This is a genomic window from Microbacterium sp. VKM Ac-2923 (assembly GCF_022815605.1).
Lineage (GTDB): Bacteria > Actinomycetota > Actinomycetes > Actinomycetales > Microbacteriaceae > Microbacterium.
In genome coordinates, this window is record NZ_JALGRP010000003.1 from 179,636 (window position 1) to 199,407 (window position 19,772).

Consider the following 19,772-nt stretch of genomic DNA (forward strand, 5'->3'; position numbering starts at 1 on the left):
GTCTAGTCTCCCATGACCGCGGTGCGCATTGCGGACAGCACCGCATCCTCGCGATCGAGTGGTCGACCGGGGTCGCCGTGGACGAACACCCGCACCTGGAGCAGGGCCTGGTGCAGCAGCATCCCCAGGCCGTCGTGAGCCGCCACCCCCGCCCGGTGCCAGGCCTGGGCGAGGGGCGTCGGCCATCCGCCGTAGACGACGTCGATGAGGGGACCGGATCCGGATGCCAGCACGTCGGCGACCGGGCCGAGGTCGGTCCCGCCGGGGAGAGCGGCGATGGTGGCGTCGACGGGGTCGACCGAGTCATCGTCGATCGCTCGGACGCGCACCTCGACGCCGAGCGCGTCCCCGAGCGTGCGGAAGGGCTCGGCCGCTTCCGGACGGCGCGCGCGCACCTCGATGAGATCCGCGCCCACGCGCGCGGCGGAGACGACGGCCGACGTGGCCGTCGCGCCGGCACCGAGCACGCGCACCGCGCCCGGTGCGTGCACGCCGATCTCCGCGAGGGCGCGGGCGAGTCCCCTGACGTCGGTGTTGAAGCCGTGGGGGCCGTCGTCCGTGAGCATTAAGGTGTTGACCGCGCCGGTGCGGCGCGCGTCCTCGTCGAGGGAGTGGGCCGTGCGCGCGGCGATCGTCTTGAGCGGCATCGTAAGCGAGAGCCCGCGCCAGGTGGCATCCAATCCCGCGAGGTGATCGTCGAAGGCGCTCGCAGGCACCCGCTGACGCCCGTACTCCCATTCCAGCCCGAGCGCGCCGTAAGCCGCCGCGTGCAGCCGGGGCGACCGCGAATGCGAGATCGGGTCGCCCCAGACGGCCAGGCGCGTGGGGCCGGTCAGCATCCCGAGTTCGGGTTGTCGGAGCACCAGGCCTGCCACTGGGCGACGGCCTTCTCGTGCTCGCTGAGCGTCGACGTGAAGACGGTCTCGCCCGTGTCGAGGTTGACGGTGACGAAGTAGAGCCACGGCCCCTCGGCCGGCTTCATCGCGGCGTCGATGGCGAGGTCGCCGGCGTTCGCGATGGGACCGATCGGCAGGCCCGGGTACATGTAGGTGTTCCACGGGTTGTCGCTGTTGCGCGCCTCCGCGGACGTGCTGACCGTGCCGCTGCCCATCTCGCCGGCGCCGTACTGCACGGTCGAGTCCATCTCGAGCTTGCCGAAGGTCTCCTGGTTGGTGGGCTGCAGGCGATTCTCGATCACGCGCGAGACCTTGTAGAAGTCCTCGCTGCTGCGGGCTTCCCGTTCGATGATGGAGGCGATGATGAGGATGCGCTCCCGATCGGCCTCGGGCACCCCGGCCGCGTCGAGAGACTGCACGGTGCGCTTGACCATGGTGTCGATGACCTGCTGGGGCGTGACGCCTTCGTCGAAGTCGTACGTGGCCGGGAAGATCCAGCCCTCGAGAGTCGAGGCGGGCACGCCGTACGCCGACGGGTCGGCGACGGCAGCGTCGAGATCCGCGCGCGCCAGACCGAGCTGCTCGGAGATGAGATCGAGTGACTGGGCGAGCGTCAGCCCCTCGCGCAGCTGTACCGAGTAGTCGAGGCGGTTCTCGGGCACGCGCAGGGCGGCGAGAACGGCCTCCGAGGTCATCTGCTGCTGCAGCTTGTAGACGCCCGGCTGGAAGGTGAAGGCGATCGAGTTGTCGACCATGTACTGGTAGAGCGAGTTCGACGCCTTGGTGATACCGGCTTCGAACAGCTTCGGCGACACCGACGCTCCGGTGTCGCCCGAGACGATCGTGACGCGTGCTTCGCCGGTGGCCAGGCCCGCTTCGTAGTCGAGGGGTTCCCCTCCTCCGAGGAAGGCCTGCACCCGCTCGCCGTAGGTGTTCCACAGCGCGTACCCGCCGCCGGCGATCCCGCCGACGAGCAGCAGCACGACGACGAGAGCGATCCACCGTCCGACATGGCGGCGCTTTCGCGACGGAGCCGGTACGGCGTACCCGATATCGTGCGTCGTCGTCTGCCCGGTGAAGAGCTGTTCGAGTGATCCGGATGACGCGGCTCCCGCCGAGGACGGGACTCCGGTGGGGGCGGCGCCGGCATCCCCGCGGGCTGGTTCGCGAGCCGGGCTCACGCCCACGAGCATCGGCTCCCGCGCCGCGTCCGGGTCGATTTCGCGGGTGGCGTCCGAGTCGGCGCCGCGCGTCTGCGCGGCCCCTCGGCGAGGACCCGGGGCCGCATTGCCGTCGCTCGCACGACGTCCGGGGCCGCGAGGGGTCGAGGCCCGGGCCCCGTCGCCGAAGCGGGCGCTGCGGGGGTCGTCGTCGCGGGAGCGCGCCGGGGCAGCGGTCGGCGACGGGTCCACGGACGGCGCGGTGGCCGATTCGCGACGGCGCGGGGGCACGTCCGAGGGCGCCGACGCGGCCGGAGTCGGCGTCGGCGACATGGGCGTGCCTGCGGCCGCCGGTGTCGAGTCGGACGCGCCGCGCGCGGCGGCGTCACGCGCGCCGTCTGGGGCAGCAGCGTCCGGCCGATCGTTCTCGTTCCGGCGTGCCTCGCGCGCGGCGCGCCGCGACGGCGGGGCGCCGTCGCTTCGTGCTCCCGTGCGCGGGTCGGGCAGACGCCCGTAGAGGTCGGCGAACGGATCGCTGTCGGGCGGCTGATTCTCGGGCATGTCAGGCGGGCTCCTGTCCCGGTGATACGGCGGGTCCGGCCGGCTCACCGGACTGTCGCTCCACGTCGAGTGCCTGCTGCAGCAAGACCACAGCGGCGACTTGGTCCACAATGCTACGAGACTCTCGCTGAGAACGACCTGCCTCTCTCAGCACCCCGTGTGCCGACACGGTGCTGAGCCGCTCGTCGACCAGCCGGACCGGCATCGGCAGCGCCCCCGCGAGGGCGGCGGCGAAGGCCCGCGCATCGGTGGTCGAGGGGGTGTCCTCGCCTCGAAGATTCAGCGGCAGGCCGACGAGCACCTCGAACGCCTCGTACTCCGCTGCGAGGGCGGCGATGCGACGCACCGGTTCGCCCTTGCGCGGCACCGTCTCGACGGGGACGGCGAGCACTCCGTCGGGATCCGATCGTGCGACGCCCACGCGGGCACGCCCGACGTCGATTCCCATGCGGATGCCGCGCCGGAACGACGCCGTCACGCCGTCGTCGCCCGCACGTCCGCGACGATGCCCTCCAACGCCTGCGGCAGGGCCGTGGCATCCGTTCCGCCGCCCTGGGCGACGTCGGGTCGCCCGCCGCCGCCGCCTCCGAGGACTCCTGCCGCACCCTTCGCCAGGGCGCCCGCGGCGAGCCCGCGTTCGCGAGCCGCCTCGTTGGTCACGACGACGACCGTGGCGCGGCCTCCGGCGACGCTGGCGAGGGCGACGACCGCGGGGTCGGATCCGAGGCGGTCACGCACCTGCAACGCGAGCGAGCGCACGTCGTCAGCCGACGCGCCCTCCCCCAAGCTCTGTGCGACGACGCGAACCGCGCCGACGGCGACGGCCGTCTCGACGAGCTGCGGGAGGCGGCCGGTCAGGGCCTGCGCCTCGAAGGCGGCGATCTTCTTCTCGGCCGCCTTCAGGCTCGCAGCCAGGTCGGAGATGCGCGTCGTCAGCTGCTCACGCGGCGTCTTGAGCGATGTCGACAACTGCGACACGATCGCCCGTTCGGCAGCGAGGTCGCGGAAGGCCTCGAGGCCGACGAGGGCCTCCACGCGGCGGTTCGAGGCGCCGACCGACTGCTCGCCGACGAGGTTGACGAGGCCGATCTCGGAGCTGCGCGCGACGTGCGTGCCACCGCACAGCTCGCGTGACCACGGGCCGCCGACATCGACCATCCGCACGGTGTCGCCGTACTTCTCACCGAACAGGGCCATCGCGCCTGCAGCCTTCGCCTCGTCGAGCGACATCACGCGTGTGGTGACCTCGAGGTTGTCGCGGACGGCGTTGTTGGCGATGTCCTCGATCTCGGTGCGCGTCTCGGGCGACAATGCCGAGCCCCAGCTGAAGTCGAAGCGCATGTAGCCGGCGCGGTTGAGCGAACCGGTCTGCGTCGCGGACTTGCCGAGGGTGTCGCGGATGGCGGCGTGAACGAGGTGCGTGGCGGTGTGCGCCTGCTGCGCCGAGTGGCGGTTCAGCGCGTCGACGACCGTGGTCGCGGGAGCGCCGACCGACACTTCGCCGGTGGTGACCTCCACGGTGTGGCTGATGAGGCCCGGCACCGGACGCTGCACGTCGAGCACCTCGAGCTCGTAGCCGGGGCCGACGATGACGCCCTTGTCGGCGACCTGACCGCCCGACTCGGCGTAGAGGGCGGTCTCGGCCGTGATGATCTCGGCGATCCGTCCCTCGGCGGCGCGATCTACGCCGCGTCCGTCGATCAGGATGCCGAGGACCTTCGACTCCGTCTGCAGTTCGGTGTAGCCGGTGAACACGGTCTCGCCGAGAGCGCGGAACTTGCGGTACGCGCTCTGGTCCGCGATCGTGCCCTTGCGCGCACGGGCGTCCGCCTTGGCGCGGGTGCGCTGCTCGAGCATGAGCTCGTCGAAGGCGGTCCGGTCGACCGACAGTCCGGCTTCTTCGGCGATCTCGAGCGTCAGGTCGATGGGGAAGCCGTAGGTGTCGTGCAGCAGGAACGCCTCCGACCCGGAGAGGGTCGTACCGCCGCCGTTCTTGGCCTCGATGACCGACTGGTCGAGGATTGCGGAGCCCGCGGCCAGAGTACGCAGGAAGGTCTGCTCCTCGGCGATGGCGTAGGCCGACAGGCGCGCGTAATCGGCGTCGACCTCGGGGTACGACTCCTTCATCGCGTCGCGCGACGCGGCGAACAGTTCGGGGAAGGTCGCGCCCTCGACACCGAGGAGGCGCATCGACCGGATCGCGCGGCGCATGATGCGACGCAGGATGTACCCGCGACCCTCGTTCGAGGGGGTCACGCCGTCGGCGAGCAGCATGAGCGACGAGCGCACGTGGTCGGCGACGATGCGCAGACGCACGTCGTCCTCGTGGGATTCGTTGCCGTACGACTTGCCGGCGAGCGTGGCCGCGAGATCGAGCACCGGGCGCACCTGGTCGGTCTCGTACATGTTGTCGACGCCCTGCTTCAGGAACGCGATGCGCTCGAGGCCCATGCCGGTGTCGATGTTCTTGGCGGGGAGCTCCCCGACGATGTCGAAGTCGTACTTCGAGCGCACGTTCGTGATCTCGTACTGCATGAACACGAGGTTCCAGATCTCGACGTAGCGGTCGTCGTCGGTGGCGGGACCACCGTCGATGCCGTAGTCGGGTCCGCGGTCGAAGAAGATCTCCGAGCAGGGCCCGGCAGGGCCCGGCAGACCGGTCGACCAGTAGTTCGTGTCTTTTCCGAGGCGCTGGATGCGCTCTTCGGGCAGTGGGGTGAGGGTACGCCAGAGCTCGTGGGCTTCGTCGTCCTCTTCGTAGACGGTGACCCACAGGTCCTTCGGGTCGAACGCGAGGCCGCCGTCGGCTTCGGGAGCGGTCAACAGCTCCCACGCGTAGCGGATGGCGTCCTCTTTGAAGTAGTCGCCGAACGACCAGTTGCCGAGCATCTGGAAGAACGTGCCATGGCGAGGCGTCTTGCCGACCTCTTCGATGTCATTGGTGCGGATGCACTTCTGCACGTCGGCCGCGCGCGGGTAGGGCGGCGGCACGACCCCGCTCAGATACGGGATGAAAGGCACCATCCCTGCCACGGTGAAGAGCAGGGCGGGGTCGTCTGTGACGAGCGACGCCGAGGGGACGATCGTGTGGTTCTTCTTCTCGAAGAAGTCGAGGAAGCGCTGGGCGATCTCGGCGGTTTTCATGGCGGGTCTTTCCGTGCGCGTGCGGTGGCCGCCCCCGGGTGTCGGAGGTCGGATGCCGGGGAGGTCAGTCGGTCGAGGTGGCGGCGGTCTTCGCGGCGGCGGCGGCATCGCCGATCGCATCGGAGGCCCGGTCGACCGCGGAGGCGGCGACACCCTTGGCGTCGTCGATGATCTCCGCCAGGCGTGTCTCCTGCTGGTGGTAGGCGTCGCTCATGTGGTCGGTGAACTCGCCGATGCGGGAGTCGAGCTGCGCGAACAGCTCCTGGCCGCGGGGGTCTTTGTTGACGAGGTGGGCGGCGACGAATCCGCCGGCGATACCCAATGCAAACCAGACGAGGCTCTTCACGATCACCACTTCTTCCTCGATACGACGCCGCGTTCGCGGCATCCCTCATCGTAGGCGACGGCCCCCCTCGCCCGCGCGAGCGCCGAGCCCGGGTCCCCAGCGTCAGGCGGTCTCGAATGCGATGCGGCGTTCCATCGCCTCTCTCCGCTCGCAGCCGCGCGCGTTCCTCTCGGCTCTCGGCCGGGAGGGTGCGTGCATCGCGTGTGTCTTCGAGGATCAGCGGGAAGCGGATGCCGAGACCCGGCGACGCGGTTCAGGTTCGGTGGCCGTGTGCGGGGGGCTGGCGCCGGCTTCGTGCGTCGCGATGCTCGCAGCCGCGCACGTTCCTCGCAGCTCTCGACCCACACCCTGCGAGGATCGCGCGTCTTTCCGAGCATGGTGCGTGTGTGAGGCGATGAACGCCGCACGAAACGCCATAGAGACGACGAAGGGCGCCGGGAGACCCGACGCCCTTCGTTGCTCGCTGGGATCAGCGGGCGGCGTAGTACTCGACGACGAGCTGCACGTCACACGTGACGGGAACCTCGGCGCGCTTGGGCCGACGGAGCAGGCGGGCCTGCAGCGTCGACAGGTCGACCTCGATGTAGCCCGGGACGGGGGGCAGCACTTCGGCGTGTCCACCGGCGGCGGCGACCTGGAAGGGCTCGAGGCCCTCGCTCTTGGTCTTGACGTGGATCAGCTGGTTCGGCTTGACGCGGAACGACGGGCGGTCCACGAGCTGGCCGTCGACCATGATGTGACGGTGCACGACGAGCTGGCGAGCCTGCGCGGTGGTGCGGGCGAAGCCGGCGCGCACGACGAGGGCGTCCAGACGCATCTCGAGCAGCTCGACCAGGTTCTCACCGGTCAGGCCGTCGGTACGACGCGCCTCGTTGAACGCGATGCGCAGCTGCTTCTCGCGGATGCCGTACTGCTCGCGCAGACGCTGCTTCTCGCGCAGACGGACGGCGTAGTCGCTGTCGGCCTTGCGCTTGGTGCGGCCGTGCTCGCCCGGAGCGTAGGGACGCTTCTCGAGGTAGCGGGCGGCCTTGGGGGTGAGCGCGATGCCGAGGGCTCGCGACAGACGCACCTTGCGGCGGTCCTGAGACTTCGTGGTCACGAAGTGCTCCTTCCGATGACGCGGCCGCGCCTTTCGCGGCTCGCGGGCGTATCGCCCCCTTCCGCCCGATCCGGGGCGCACGCCGTGGCGCACCGGATGGTGATCACTGGAAGGAGGGGATGCCCGAAAACCCTGTTTCGAGCCGATTCATACTATCAGAGCGGACCGTGAGGCCCTGGCGGGGCGTTCACGAGCCGTCGAGGATGCGACGGATCTTCTCGAACCGCGCCGACACGTCGCGCTCGGCGCCGTGGTTCGTGGGCGCGTAGTAGCGGCGGCCACGGAGCTCGTCGGGGAGGTACTGCTGCGCGACGATGCCGATCTCGCTGTCGTGGGCGTATTTGTAACCCTTGCCGTGGCCGAGGCGTTTCGCCCCGGGGTAGTGCGCATCGCGGAGGTGCATCGGCACACGGCCGAAGCCGCCGGCGCGTACGTCGGCGATGGCGGCGTTGATGGCGTTGTAGGCGGCGTTCGATTTGGCCGTCGTGGCGAGATAGACGGTCGCCTCGGCGAGCGGGATCCGCCCCTCGGGCATGCCGATGAACGCCACGGCGTCGGCGGCGGCGACCGCGATCTGCAGCGCCTGGGGATCGGCCATGCCGATGTCCTCGGCCGCGCTGATCACGAGGCGGCGGGCGATGAAGCGCGGGTCCTCCCCCGCCTCGATCATGCGCGCGAGGTAGTGGATCGCGGCGTCCGGGTCGGACCCTCGCACCGACTTGATGAAGGCACTGATGACGTCGTAGTGCTCGTCGCCCTGGCGGTCGTAGCGCAGCAGGGCGCGGTCGACGGCCTGGGCGATGTGGTCGGCGGTGATGGTCGGCACGTGCGCGGTGTCGTCGGTCGCGGCATCCGTCTCGTCGGCGGCGGCATCTTCGCCGTCATCGGTGTCGGCGTCGTCATCGTCGCGGCCCGCATCGTCACCGCCGTCATCGTCGCCACCGCGCGCCGTCGGAGCGGGCGCGTCGACGTCGCCCGCCACGGAGGCCGCCGCCTCGAGGGCCGTGAGCGCGCGCCGGGCATCTCCCGACGCGAGACGCACCAGGGCGGCGCGGGCCTCGTCGTCGAGGATGACCCGGCCGTCGAGACCCCTCGGGTCGGTGACGGCGCGGTCGACGAGTGCTCCGAGGTCGTCGTCGCCGAGAGGGCGGAGCGTGAGGAGCAAGGACCGTGACAGGAGGGGGGAGATGACCGAGAAAGAGGGGTTCTCGGTGGTCGCCGCGATGAGGACGACCCACCCGTTCTCGACACCGGGGAGCAGTGCGTCCTGTTGGGCCTTGGTGAAACGGTGGATCTCGTCGAGGAACAGGATGGTCGACTGACCGTAGAGGTCGCGCTGATTCAACGCCTCTTGCATGACCTCGCGTACGTCTTTGACTCCGGCAGTGATGGCCGAGAGCTCGACGAACCGGCGCCCCGATGACCGGGCGATCGCCTGCGCGAGCGTGGTCTTACCCGTGCCGGGCGGCCCCCACAGGATGACGGAGACGGCGGATCCGGATGCCGAGGAGTCGGTCGTGGCGAGGGTGACCAGCGGTGATCCGGGACGCAGCAGATGCCCCTGGCCGGCGACCTCGTCGAGACTCACCGGTCGCATGCGCACGGCGAGGGGCGTCTGGCCCTGGAAGAGCGCCGAAGGAGGGGTCACCGTTCCAGGCTAACCGGGGCGTCCGACATCGAGCCCGTCGCGCTCGACGACGGCGGTCTCACGGCCGCACGGCGGGGAGAGTCGGGGTTTGTAGGATCGAGGGGCCCGGACGGGGCGGAGGAGGTCGATGTGGCGACGCGCGGGAAAGACCGGCAGACCCGGGAGCAGCGGGAGCGTGCACGTGCCTATCAGGCGCGTGTCGAACTCCACGAGCGGCAGGGGCGCCGACGCGCACGCGACAACGTGACCGCTCTCGTCGTCGGCCTGGTCGTCATCCTGGGGGCGGTCGGATCGCAGACGGCGTACTTCGCCGCCGGTCCCGGAGCGCCCGAACCCGTCCCCTCGACGACGCCGGCCCCCGACGCCCCGGCGTCGGAGGCGCCGACAAGCCCCACCCCGGATGCCACGGAGACCACCGCACCGTGATCCTGTGCCGTCGGGGCGGCTCATACTAGGCTCGGAGGGTCCTTCTCCCCCAGGCGGCTCTGCCGCGATGAGGTGCTATCCGTGTCTTCCGCTCCCACTCCCGAGACCTCCGACCCGCGCGACGCCGCGATCGACGCCGAGGTCGACGTTCCCCCCACGACCGAGGCCGACGTCTCCACCACGGCCGACGACGAAACTGCTTCCGTCGCCGGCGAAGGCGAGACCACGGATGCCGCGTCCGACGCCGTCATCGCGGCCGAGCCGGCCGAAGAGGGTGAGCCCGTCACCGACGGGGCTGAAGACTTCGCCGACACCCAGTCCTCGGCCGATGTGGACGGTGCGGCCGACTCCGTCGCCCTTGAGTCCTCAGCCGAGGCCGAGGCCGAATCACTTGTCGCGCCCGCCGCCGACGAAGAGGCTGAAGTGGACGCCGCGGCCGAAGAGCCCGCCGTCGACACCGAGTCTGCGGCGACCGCAGAGCCCGCCGCGGACGCCGAGCCCGCCGCGGACGCCGCGGACGCCGCGGCGGCCGAGCCGGCCGTCCCCGCACAGCCGGCGGCCCGCCCCGGACCGCGACTCCCCGGGCCGCCCCCCGGTGCGACCGCGTCGAAGACCTCGACCCAGCCGTGGGGCCGCGTCGATGACGACGGCACGGTCTCGGTCCGCGAGGGCGACGAGTGGCGTGAGGTCGGGCAGTACCCCGACGGCACGCCCGCCGAGGCGCTCGCCTACTACCAGCGCAAGTTCTCCGACCTGGCCGGCGAGGTCACGCTCGTCGAGACCCGTCACCGCCGAGGTGGCGCGTCGGCATCCGATCTGCGCTCTACGGCCACGTCCCTTCGCGCGAAGCTGGACGGGGCCGCCGCCGTCGGTGACCTCGCCGCCCTCATCGAACGCGTCGATGCTCTCACCGCCGAACTCGCCGAGGCGAGCGAGACCGAGGCCGTCGCGGCCAAGCAGGCCACCGAAGAAGCCGTGCGTGAGCGCACCGCCATCGTCGAAGAGGCCGAGGCTCTCGCTGCGCGCGACCCGCAGAGCGTGCAGTGGAAGCAGATGACCGCCGACATGGCCGCTCTGTTCGACCGGTGGCAGGCGCACCAGCAGAACGGTCCGCGCTTGTCGAAGTCGACCGCTCAGCAGCTGTGGCGACGCTTCCGTGACGCGCGGGCGACGGTCGACCGTCACCGGCGAGAGTTCTTCTCGTCGCTCGATGAGACGCACAAGTCCGCTCGCGAGGCGAAGACGCGTCTCGTCGAACGCGCCGAGGCCCTCGCCCCGCGCGGCGAGGACGGCATCGGCGCGTACCGCGACCTTCTCGACGCCTGGAAGGCGTCAGGACGTGCCGGCCGCAAGATCGATGACGCGCTCTGGGCGCGCTTCAAGGCCGCCGGCGACGCCCTCTACGGCGCGCGCATCGAGCGCGAGTCCGCGGAGAACGAGGCATCCAAAGAGAAGATCGAGCAGAGGCGGGCGCTCCTCGAGGAGGCTGCGCCGATCGTCGACGAGAAGAACATCGCCACCGCGCGTCAGAAGCTCACGGCAATCCAACGTCGATGGGACGAGATCGGGCGCATCTTCCCTCGCGACAAGGAGCGGGCGCTCGACGACGAACTGCGCAAGATCGAGCAGAGCGTGCGCACGCGCGAAGATGCCGACTGGAAGCGCAACGACCCCGAGCAGAAGGCGCGCGCCAACGACATGACGCGCCAGCTCACCGACGCGATCGACAAGCTCGAGGCCGAAGTCGCCGAGGCCGAAGCACGCGGCGACAAGCGCGCCGCCGCCCAGGCGAAAGATGCCCTCGAGGCACGCCGCACCTGGCTGCGCGCCCTCGGCGGCTGATCGGTTCTCCACAGGATCGACGCTCCGGGCGTCACGGGCGACATCACCCCGCCACACTGGCGGGATGGTGTCGCCCTTCCTGTTCTTCGCCGACGAACGTCTTTCGCTCGCCGAACTGTCCGCCGCGTGCCTCGACGGTCTGCTCGTCCCTCTCGGAGCCGGCTACATGCCCGCCGATGCCGCTGAGACGCCCTGGATGCGCGCCCGCAGTCTGCAGCCGCTCCTCGGAGAGCGGTGGGCGGCCGTCCGCAGCAGTGCTGCCTGGATACACGGTGCGCGTGAGGAGGAGCCCACGGCCCACCACGTGCAGAGGGCCGGTGCGACACGCGTGCGGGCACGCTTCGACGCCCGCATCGTCTACCACGATGTCCGACTGGCCGCCGACGATGTTCAGACGATCGGCGGTGTCTCCGTGAGTTCCCCGGAGCGCACGCTCGTCGACCTGGCCCGGTCCGACGACGACATCGACGCCCACCTCGCACGCACCTGGGCCGGCGTGGACCCCCATGTGCGGACGTCTGCCGAGGCCTGGATCTCGCGGCATCCGAGGTTCCCGTACGTCCGACGCGCGGCGACGCTCTTGAGCGGGGCGACAGATTCGCGGGAGTCAGAGATGTCGCGCCAGTCGTGATCGGTGCGCCGGTCAGCGGATGACGTGAGACGAGACACGCAGCCCTGTCGACCTTCGCCCTGCTCGAAGCAATGCCACGAAGCTCGGCAACCCGATCAAGACGACGTGACGCGGTACACGTCGTAGACCGCGTCGATGCGGCGGACGGCGTTGAGCACCCGGTCGAGGTGCACGGTGTCGCCCATCTCGAACACGAATTTGCTGAGGGCCAGCCGATCATTCGTCGTCGACACCGTGGCCGACAGGATGTTGACGTGGTGCTCACTGAGGACGCGCGTGACGTCGCTGAGCAGACCCGAGCGATCGAGTGCCTCGACCTGGATCTGAACCAGGAAGACGCTCTTCGTGGTGGGGGCCCACTCGACGTCGATCAGACGGTCAGGCTCCTCTTTCAGGGATTTGACGTTGGTGCAGTCGCCGCGGTGCACCGACACGCCGCTTCCGCGCGTCACGAAGCCGACGATCTCGTCGCCGGGGACCGGCGTGCAGCACTTCGCGAGCTTCACGAGGATGTCGGGGGCACCGCGAACGAGCACGCCCGAATCTCCGCCGCGCGGGGCACGGCTGCGTCCGACGGGGATGTCGATGGGCCCGGTGTTCGTCTCCTCGACGCTGACGAGGGCGGTGACCTTCTCGATCACGGACTGCGTCGAGACGTGTCCCTCGCCGACGGCGGCGTACAACGCCGAGACGTCTTCGTAGTGGAACAGGCGCGCGACCTCGGTGAAGGAGTCCTGGCTCATCAGCCGCTGCAGCGGCAGGTTCTGCCGACGCATGGCGCGGGCGATGGAGTCCTTGCCCTGCTCGATCGCCTCTTCGCGGCGCTCCTTGGTGAACCACCCACGGATCTTGTTGCGCGCACGGGTGCTCTTGACGAAGCCGAGCCAGTCCTGGCTGGGCCCGGCGTCGGGGTTCTTCGACGTGAACACCTCGACCACGTCGCCGCTCTGGAGCGCGGATTCGAGCGGCACAAGGCGTCCGTTGACCTTCGCACCCATGGTGCGGTGACCGATTTCGGTGTGCACGGCGTAGGCGAAGTCGACGGGAGTGGCACCGGTGGGCAGACCCACGACGCGTCCCTTCGGCGTGAAGACGTAGACCTCTTTGGCGCCGATCTCGAAGCGGAGCGAGTCGAGGAACTCCCCCGGGTCGGCCGTCTCGGCCTGCCAGTCGGAGATGTGGGCGATCCAGGCCATGTCGGCGTCGACGGACTTCGCATCCGTCTTGCCGCCGGCCATCCGCTCCTTGTACTTCCAGTGAGCGGCCACACCGAACTCGGCCTGCTGATGCATCTCGTGCGTGCGGATCTGAATCTCGACCGTGCGACCGCCCGGACCGATCACCGTCGTGTGAAGCGACTGGTACAGATTGAACTTGGGCGTGGCGATGTAGTCCTTGAAGCGCCCGGGCAGCGGGGTCCATCGGGCGTGGATCGCGCCCAGCACCGCGTAGCAGTCGCGCACGGTACCCACGAGGATACGGATGCCGATGAGGTCGTAGATGTCGTCGAACTCACGGCCCCGCACGACCATCTTCTGGTACACGGAGTACAGCTGCTTCGGTCGGCCCATGACCCGGCCGCGCACACGAAGCTCGCGCAGGTCGGCATCGACGGCGTCGATCACGTTCTGGACGTATTGCTCGCGCTGAGGGGTGCGCTGACGGACGAGGCTTTCGATCTCGGCGTAGAGCTTGGGATGCATGACGGCGAACGAGAGATCCTCGAGCTCGCTCTTGATCGCCTGGATGCCGAGCCGGTGCGCGAGGGGCGCGTAGATCTCGAGCGTTTCGGTGGCCTTCTTCGCCGCCTTGTGCGGGGGTACGAAGCCCCAGGTGCGTGCGTTGTGGAGGCGGTCGGCAAGCTTGATGAGCAGCACGCGGATGTCTTTCGACATCGCGACGATCATCTTGCGGACGGTCTCGGCCTGCGCGCTGTCGCCGTACTTGACCTTGTCGAGTTTGGTCACGCCGTCGACCAGCATGGCCACCTCGTCGCCGAAGTCGGCGGCGAGCTCGTCGAGGGGGTAGCCCGTGTCTTCCACCGTGTCGTGCAGTAAGGCCGCGGCGATGGCCTTCGGCCCGAGCCCGAGCTCGGCCAGGATCTGTGCGACGGCGAGCGGATGGGTGATGTACGGCTCACCGCTCTGCCGCTTCTGCCCGTCGTGCGCCTTGTCGGCGACGGCGTAGGCACGCTCGACGATCGCCAGGTCGCCCTTGGGATGGTGCGTGCGCACGGTGCGCAAGAGCTTGTCGACGTCGTCGCGGCGGGCGGCGCGCGAGAAGATGCGCGGCACGAGCCGTCGCAACGAGGACGGCGGCGGCGCAGAGGACGCGGTCTCGGTCATCGACACCTCTCCCTACGGCCAGTCGATCAAGTCTACGCTCCGACGAGGTGAGGCCCCGACCTCAGGTCGGGGCCTCACCGGTGCTGTCGCAGCCGTGCGGGGGCTGAGGTCCGGTCTCAGACCGGGACACCCGCCTTTTCGCGAGCAACGAGGACACGCGAATCGCGCTGAGCGACCGGCTTCTCTTTCTCGCGGAGCAGTGCGTACATCGGGACCGCGACGAACAGCGTCGAGTACGCCGCGACGATCGTGCCGACGAAGATCGACAGCGAGATGTCGCTGAGCGTGCGCGCACCGAGCGGGACACCGATGAAGAGGATCGCACCGACGGGCAGGATCGCGACCACGGTGGTGTTGATCGAGCGGATCAACGTCTGGTTGGCGGCGAGGTTGACCGATTCGGCGAACGTTCGACCGGAGATCTCGCCGTCTTCTCTGGTGTTCTCTCGCACCTTGTCGAACACGACGGTGGTGTCGTAGAGCGCATAGGAGAGGATCGTCAAGAAGCCGATGACGGCGGCCGGCGAGATCTCGAATCCGAACACGGCGTACACGCCGATCGTGATGACGAGCACGTCGACCAGTCCGATGATGGCCGCGACCGACATCTTCCAGGTGCGGAAGTACAGCGCCAGGATGAGGAACGTCAGCGCCAGGAAGATGGACAGACCCCACAGCGACTGACGCGTGACGTCCTCACCCCAGGTCGGGCCGATGAACGAGTTCGTGATCTCGGCTGCGGGCACGTCGTACGCGGTGGCCAGGGCGGCCGACACGGCCTGCGTCTCGTCGTTGTCGAGCTGGTCCGTCTGCACGCGCACGGCCTGGTCGTTGATCGTCGAGACGCGCGTGGTCGTTCCGGGCACGACGGACGTCACGGCATCGGTCGCGAGAGCCTGATCGAGCAATGCCGGGTTCGACACGGTGAACTGTGCACCACCGGTGAACTCGATGGAGAACTGCACCGGTCGGAACAGGGGCACGAGAGCCGCGCCGATGACCAGGACGGCCGCGATGATGAACCAGAGGCGACGGCGCTGGACGAACGGGAAGGACGTCTTCCCGGAGTAGAGGTCGTTGCCGAGTTGCGTCATGGAGCGCATCAGTCGTCTCCCTCCTTCGTCGAGCGGCTATCGCCTCGGCCGGCGGCAGCGAGCTCCGCCTGCTTGCGTTCCGCGATGGTCTGGCGTCGCTGGGCCTCACCGCGCGACCGCTTGGCGCGGGCGGCGTCGGCGACCGGGGCACGGAACTCCGCGCGACCGCGGTAGACGGCGCCGAGGGCGTGAGGGTCCATCCCGGAGAGCGGGTGGCCGGAGCCGAAGAACCGCGTGCGGGCCAGCAACTGCATCACCGGGTGGGTGAACAGGATGAAGATCAGGATGTCGATCGCGGTGGTGATACCGAGCGTGAACGCGAAGCCCTTCACGGTGGCATCCGCGAGGATGTACAGCACGACGGCGGCGAGGATGTTGATCGACTTCGAGATGTAGATCGTGCGCTTCGCACGGGCCCAGCCGTCCTCGACCGCCGCGGTGATCGACTTACCGTCGCGCAACTCGTCTCTGATGCGTTCGAAGTACACGATGAACGAGTCGGCGGTGAAGCCGATGGTCACGATCAGACCCGCGACGCCGGCGAGGGAGAGACGGAAGCCGGCACGCCAGGCGAGGATGCACAATGCCACGTAGGTCAGCACCGCCATCACGCCGAGGGAGGCGATGATCACGGTTCCGAGTGCGCGATAGACGATCAGCGAGTAGATCGCGACGAGACCGAGGCCGATGAGGCCGGCGATGAAGCCGATCTGCAGCTGCTGCGAGCCGAGGGTTGCCGAGACGGTGTCGGAGCTGACGACCGTGAAGCTCAGCGGCAGGGCGCCGTACTTCAGCTGATCGGCGAGGGCCTTGGACGACTCCTGGGTGAAGCTGCCGGTGATGCTGGGCCGACCGTCGAGAATGGTCCCCTGCATGACCGGGGCCGACAGAACGGAGCCGTCGAGGACGAAGGCGAACTGGTTGAGCGGCGGCTGCAGCGCGACGAGCCGCTGGCTGATCTCACCGAACGTCCGGGTGCCCTGGTCGTTGAAGACCAGATTCACGGCCCAGCGGCCGGTGTTCTGTTCCTGACCGTTGGTGGCATCGCTGATGTCGGTGCCGTTGAGTTCGACGGGCCCGAGGATGTACTTCCCGCCGTCGTCGATCCCGCACGTGATCATGGGCTGGTCGGCCGGGGCCTCCGAGGGATTCGACGGCGGGTTGTCGCAGTCGTAGGCGAGGAACTCCGCCTGCAGGGCAGGTGTGATGTACGCGGGGTCGCTGGCGTCGGTCGGAGCGGCGGTCGGTGTCGACGGCAGCGCGGGATCGGGCGTCGGGTACGGCGTGGAGGTGCCATCGGCGCCCACGAACGAGGTCCCTTGCGCGCCGGTGAAGAGCACGGGACGCAGCTGCAGCTGGGCGGAGCTCTGGATGCGCTCGCGCGTCGCCTCATCGGCCTGACCGGGGATCTGAACGACGATGTTGCGACCGCCCTCGGTGGCGACATCGGTTTCACCCACACCCGAGGCGTCGACGCGTTGGCGGATGATGGTGACGGCCTGCCGCAGCTGCTCGCTGTCAGGGGCGGCGCCGTCGGTGGTCTGGGCCTGCAGGATGATCTGTGTTCCACCCTGGAGGTCCAGGGCGAGATCGGGGGTCCAGGAACTGGCTTGGAAGACGTGCACGCCCAGCGCGTTGATGCCGAAGAGCACGCCGGTGATGGCGAGCAATCCGGTCAACACGCGCCAGGCATGACGGACAGGAGTCGAGGGCGCCACGGAGTCGGCTTTCTGTGCGGCGGTGAACGAAAAGGGAGAGGGGGATCAGACCGCGGGGCGGTCCTTGTCGTCGCGGTCCGCGTCAGCGGTGCTCCGACGGGCGGCGCGATCGTCGTCGCTGATCGAGGTGATCTCGCCATCGGCGACCCCGCCGACGTACTCGGCCTCGGACTCCTCGGCCTCGATGAACTCGTCTTCGGTGACGGCTCCCTCGATGGGGTCGACGATGCGCAGCACCGCCTGGCTGTGCACCTTGATGACAATCCCGGGAGCGATCTCGACCAGCGCCGGCTTGTCGAGGTCTTCTCCGTCGTACTCGACGATCGTGCCGTAGAGACCGCCCTGCAGCAGCACCTCGGCGCCGGGAACGGTTTCGCGGGCCTTCTTCTCCTGTTCGGCCTTCTGCTTCTTCATCCGGCGCCGCGAGCTCACGAACATGAAGACGAGCAGACCGGCCAGCAGAATCAGAAGGGGGAAGCTTTCCATGGAGGCGGTGCACCTTTCAAATCAGGCGCGCCGTGCGGCACTGCCTAGCGAGGGTCGGGGAATCCCTCGCCGAGTATAGGTCATACGCCCTGGCTGAACCGGAGCAGGCCGTCGGGGTGGGGCGCGCCGAGGTGATCGTAGGCCTCGGGTGTCGCAACGCGGCCGCGAGGCGTGCGGCCCATGAAACCGATCCGCACGAGGTAGGGCTCCACGACGGATTCGATGGTCTCCGGCTCTTCGCCCACGGCGACGGCGAGGGTGCTGAGTCCCGTCGGTCCCCCGCGGAATCGGCGCACGAGAGCCTCGAGCACCGCACGGTCCAGCCGGTCGAGGCCGATGGCATCCACGTCGTAGAGGTCGAGAGCCGCGCCGACCGTGCGCACGTCGGCCTGCCCGTCGTCGGTGCCCGCCGAGGGGCCGTACACGACCAGGTAGTCGCGCACGCGGCGCAGGAGGCGGTTGGCGATGCGGGGGGTGCCGCGGGAGCGGCGAGCGATCTCGGTACGTGCCGTGCCCGGGAGGCCGACATCGAGCATGGCTGCCGAGCGCGACACCACCAACTCCAGCTCGTCAGGCTCGTAGTACTCCAGGTGGGCGGTGAAGCCGAAGCGATCGCGCAGGGGGTTGGGCAGCAGCCCGGCGCGCGTGGTGGCGCCGACCAGGGTGAACGGCGCGAGGTCGAGGGGGATGCTCGTGGCGCCGGCCCCCTTGCCGACCATGATGTCGATGCGGAAGTCCTCCATCGCGAGGTACAGCATCTCTTCGGCCGACCGCGCCATGCGATGGATCTCATCGATGAAGAGCACTTCGCCGGGCGTGAGAGACGACAGCAGAGCGGCCAGGTCTCCCGCGTGCTGAATGGCCGGACCGCTGGAGAGGCGCAAGGGACGCCCACTCTCGTGGGCGACGATCATCGCGAGCGTCGTCTTGCCCAGACCCGGCGGGCCGGACAGCAGGATGTGGTCGGGTGAGCGCTGCTGGATGCGCGCGGCATCGAGCAGCAGTTGCAGTTGCCCGCGCACCTTGTGCTGGCCGACGAACTCGGCGAGGGAGGTCGGCCGGAGGGCTCCCTCGATGGCGAGTTCGATCTCGTCGTCGGGGGTGTCGGCGTCACGGACGTCAGCCACCCACGGTCTCCTTGCGTGCGGGTCCGAGCAGCGCGAGCGTCAGGCGGAGCAGGGCCTGCACCGATGCGCGATCACCGTCCGAGGCGCTCTCGGCGACGGATGCCACGGCCTCCGCCGCGGTGCGCTCGTTCCAGCCGAGTCCGATCAACGCCTGGGTCACCTGCGACGGCACGTGGCCGTGTGCGGCGACGGCGGTCGTCGTGGTCGCTGGAACAACCGCGAGCTTGCCGGCGAGCTGGACGACGATGAGCTTCGCGGTCTTGGGGCCGATGCCCGACACGCGACGGAACGGTGCGTCGTCGTCGTCGGCCACGGCCTGCGCGATCTGCGGGACGGTGAGGGATGACAGGACGCCGAGCGCGGACTTGGGCCCGACGCCGGTCACGCTGATGAGGTGGGCGAAGACCGTCAATTCTTCGCGGGTTTCGAAGCCGTAGAGCGAGAGGGCGTCTTCGCGCACGATGAGATTGGTGTGCAGGTGCACCTCGGACCCGACGTGCACGGTGCGGGCGAGCTGCGCGGTGACGGCGACGGAGAAGCCGACGCCACCCACCACGACCACGAGCGAGTCGTCGGCGACGTGGGCGGCCGTCCCGTGCAGCGAGGAGATCATGCCGACAGTTTACGCGTCCGTTCGTACATGTGTTCGAGCGACACGGGGCTGTGGAGAACGTCGCTTCTCGGCATCCCTCCACGCGCGCTGGGCCGGGGTCAGCGCGGATTCCCCCGAGGGGGCGGCCGCTCCCCCGCGCCAGGCGTGGCAGAGCGCGATGGCGAGGGCGTCAGCGGCATCCGCGGGTTGCGGGAGTTCGTCCAGTCGCAGTACGCGCGCGACCATGGTCTGCACCTGCAGTTTGTCGGCCGAGCCGTAGCCCGTGATCGCGGCCTTCACCTCGCTGGGCGTGTGGGTGGCCGCGGGAATGCCGTACTCGGCGGCGAGCAGCAGGGCGATACCGCTCGCCTGCGCTGTTCCCATGACCGAGTGTCGGTTGTTCTGCGCGAACACGCGCTCGACGGCGACCACCCCGGGATCGTGCTCCGCCAGAACGGAGCGGATGCCGGCCGCAATGGTCGCGAGGCGTCTCTCGATCGGATCGGTCGTCGCCGATCGGACGACGCCCACGTGCACGAGCGTGGCCGTGCGATTCGGCAAGACGTCGACGACGCCCACGCCGCAGCGGGTGAGGCCGGGGTCGATGCCGAGGACGCGGAGGGAACGAGACACGGCCCCCACGCTAAGCGCAGGGGC

At 69.4% G+C, this 19,772-nt stretch carries 17 protein-coding genes; 3 read left to right on the plus strand and 14 right to left on the minus strand.

The annotated features are described in order from the left end of the window. Positions 1-2: 2 nt before the first annotated feature. The 7 genes from MT347_RS06710 to MT347_RS06740 form a co-directional block, all read right to left on the minus strand. Positions 3-863, minus strand: a complete 861-nt coding sequence (locus MT347_RS06710) for a shikimate dehydrogenase (RefSeq protein WP_308194215.1) — start codon at positions 861-863, stop codon at positions 3-5. Next, positions 833-2,077 carry an endolytic transglycosylase MltG gene (gene mltG / locus MT347_RS06715; RefSeq protein ID WP_243499379.1) on the minus strand — a complete coding sequence of 415 codons (1,245 nt, stop codon included), beginning with the start codon at positions 2,075-2,077 and terminating at the stop codon, positions 833-835. The genes MT347_RS06710 and mltG overlap by 31 nt, the downstream gene beginning before the upstream one ends. 541 nt (positions 2,078-2,618) lie before the next feature. Next, positions 2,619-3,065 carry a Holliday junction resolvase RuvX gene (gene ruvX / locus MT347_RS06720; RefSeq protein ID WP_243499775.1) on the minus strand — a complete coding sequence of 149 codons (447 nt, stop codon included), beginning with the start codon at positions 3,063-3,065 and terminating at the stop codon, positions 2,619-2,621. 26 nt (positions 3,066-3,091) lie between these two features. After that, positions 3,092-5,761, minus strand: coding sequence for an alanine--tRNA ligase (gene alaS / locus MT347_RS06725; protein ID WP_243499381.1), 2,670 nt, complete (start codon positions 5,759-5,761; stop codon positions 3,092-3,094). 64 nt (positions 5,762-5,825) lie between these two features. Then, positions 5,826-6,113 carry an ATPase gene (locus tag MT347_RS06730; protein WP_243499383.1) on the minus strand — a complete coding sequence of 96 codons (288 nt, stop codon included), beginning with the start codon at positions 6,111-6,113 and terminating at the stop codon, positions 5,826-5,828. 463 nt (positions 6,114-6,576) lie between these two features. Further along, on the minus strand, positions 6,577-7,206 hold the full coding sequence (rpsD, locus tag MT347_RS06735; protein WP_243499385.1) for a 30S ribosomal protein S4: 630 nt from the start codon (positions 7,204-7,206) through the stop codon (positions 6,577-6,579). Positions 7,207-7,393: 187 nt separating this feature from the next. Further along, on the minus strand, positions 7,394-8,854 hold the full coding sequence (locus MT347_RS06740; RefSeq protein WP_243499387.1) for a replication-associated recombination protein A: 1,461 nt from the start codon (positions 8,852-8,854) through the stop codon (positions 7,394-7,396). Positions 8,855-8,983: 129 nt separating this feature from the next. On the opposite strand from MT347_RS06740, the gene MT347_RS06745 reads away from it, so the two are divergent. The 3 genes from MT347_RS06745 to MT347_RS06755 all read left to right on the plus strand — a co-directional run bounded on the left by MT347_RS06745 (position 8,984) and on the right by MT347_RS06755 (position 11,753). Then, positions 8,984-9,280, plus strand: coding sequence for a dioxygenase (locus MT347_RS06745; RefSeq protein WP_243499390.1), 297 nt, complete (start codon positions 8,984-8,986; stop codon positions 9,278-9,280). 81 nt (positions 9,281-9,361) lie between these two features. Continuing rightward, on the plus strand, positions 9,362-11,122 hold the full coding sequence (locus MT347_RS06750; protein WP_374206512.1) for a DUF349 domain-containing protein: 1,761 nt from the start codon (positions 9,362-9,364) through the stop codon (positions 11,120-11,122). Positions 11,123-11,186: 64 nt separating this feature from the next. Beyond that, complete coding sequence (locus tag MT347_RS06755) at positions 11,187-11,753, plus strand: type IV toxin-antitoxin system AbiEi family antitoxin (protein WP_243499392.1); 567 nt, start codon at positions 11,187-11,189, stop codon at positions 11,751-11,753. 95 nt (positions 11,754-11,848) lie between these two features. Here the strand turns inward: MT347_RS06755 and MT347_RS06760 are convergent, their stop codons facing one another. From MT347_RS06760 to ruvC, 7 genes are all read right to left on the minus strand, one after another. Then, positions 11,849-14,098, minus strand: a complete 2,250-nt coding sequence (locus MT347_RS06760) for a bifunctional (p)ppGpp synthetase/guanosine-3',5'-bis(diphosphate) 3'-pyrophosphohydrolase (protein ID WP_243499394.1) — start codon at positions 14,096-14,098, stop codon at positions 11,849-11,851. Positions 14,099-14,214: 116 nt separating this feature from the next. Beyond that, complete coding sequence (secF, locus tag MT347_RS06765) at positions 14,215-15,201, minus strand: protein translocase subunit SecF (RefSeq protein ID WP_243499396.1); 987 nt, start codon at positions 15,199-15,201, stop codon at positions 14,215-14,217. After that, positions 15,201-16,910, minus strand: coding sequence for a protein translocase subunit SecD (secD, locus tag MT347_RS06770; protein WP_243499398.1), 1,710 nt, complete (start codon positions 16,908-16,910; stop codon positions 15,201-15,203). The genes secF and secD overlap by 1 nt, the downstream gene beginning before the upstream one ends. A gap of 45 nt (positions 16,911-16,955) precedes the next feature. After that, positions 16,956-17,396: a preprotein translocase subunit YajC gene (locus MT347_RS06775; protein WP_243499400.1), complete on the minus strand. Its 441-nt coding sequence runs from the start codon at positions 17,394-17,396 to the stop codon at positions 16,956-16,958. An 80-nt stretch (positions 17,397-17,476) separates the two neighbouring features. Beyond that, positions 17,477-18,523, minus strand: coding sequence for a Holliday junction branch migration DNA helicase RuvB (ruvB, locus tag MT347_RS06780; RefSeq protein WP_243499402.1), 1,047 nt, complete (start codon positions 18,521-18,523; stop codon positions 17,477-17,479). Next, complete coding sequence (ruvA, locus tag MT347_RS06785; protein ID WP_243499404.1) at positions 18,516-19,136, minus strand: Holliday junction branch migration protein RuvA; 621 nt, start codon at positions 19,134-19,136, stop codon at positions 18,516-18,518. The genes ruvB and ruvA overlap by 8 nt, the downstream gene beginning before the upstream one ends. A 9-nt stretch (positions 19,137-19,145) precedes the next feature. Next, entirely contained in the window at positions 19,146-19,748 is a 603-nt protein-coding gene (gene ruvC, locus MT347_RS06790) for a crossover junction endodeoxyribonuclease RuvC (RefSeq protein WP_243499407.1), read from the minus strand. Between the last annotated feature and the right edge of the window lie 24 nt (positions 19,749-19,772).

What these genes read in the sequence shown, in the direction of transcription:
- ruvX (WP_243499775.1), bottom strand. Translation starts at nt 3,065, where the DNA reads ATGGGAATCGACGTCGGGCGTGCCCGCGTGGGCGTCGCACGATCGGAT.
- alaS (WP_243499381.1), bottom strand. Translation starts at nt 5,761, where the DNA reads ATGAAAACCGCCGAGATCGCCCAGCGCTTCCTCGACTTCTTCGAGAAG.
- MT347_RS06755 (WP_243499392.1), top strand. Translation starts at nt 11,187, where the DNA reads ATGGTGTCGCCCTTCCTGTTCTTCGCCGACGAACGTCTTTCGCTCGCC.
- MT347_RS06760 (WP_243499394.1), bottom strand. Translation starts at nt 14,098, where the DNA reads ATGACCGAGACCGCGTCCTCTGCGCCGCCGCCGTCCTCGTTGCGACGG.
- secF (WP_243499396.1), bottom strand. Translation starts at nt 15,201, where the DNA reads ATGCGCTCCATGACGCAACTCGGCAACGACCTCTACTCCGGGAAGACG.
- MT347_RS06775 (WP_243499400.1), bottom strand. Translation starts at nt 17,396, where the DNA reads ATGGAAAGCTTCCCCCTTCTGATTCTGCTGGCCGGTCTGCTCGTCTTC.
- ruvA (WP_243499404.1), bottom strand. Translation starts at nt 19,136, where the DNA reads ATGATCTCCTCGCTGCACGGGACGGCCGCCCACGTCGCCGACGACTCG.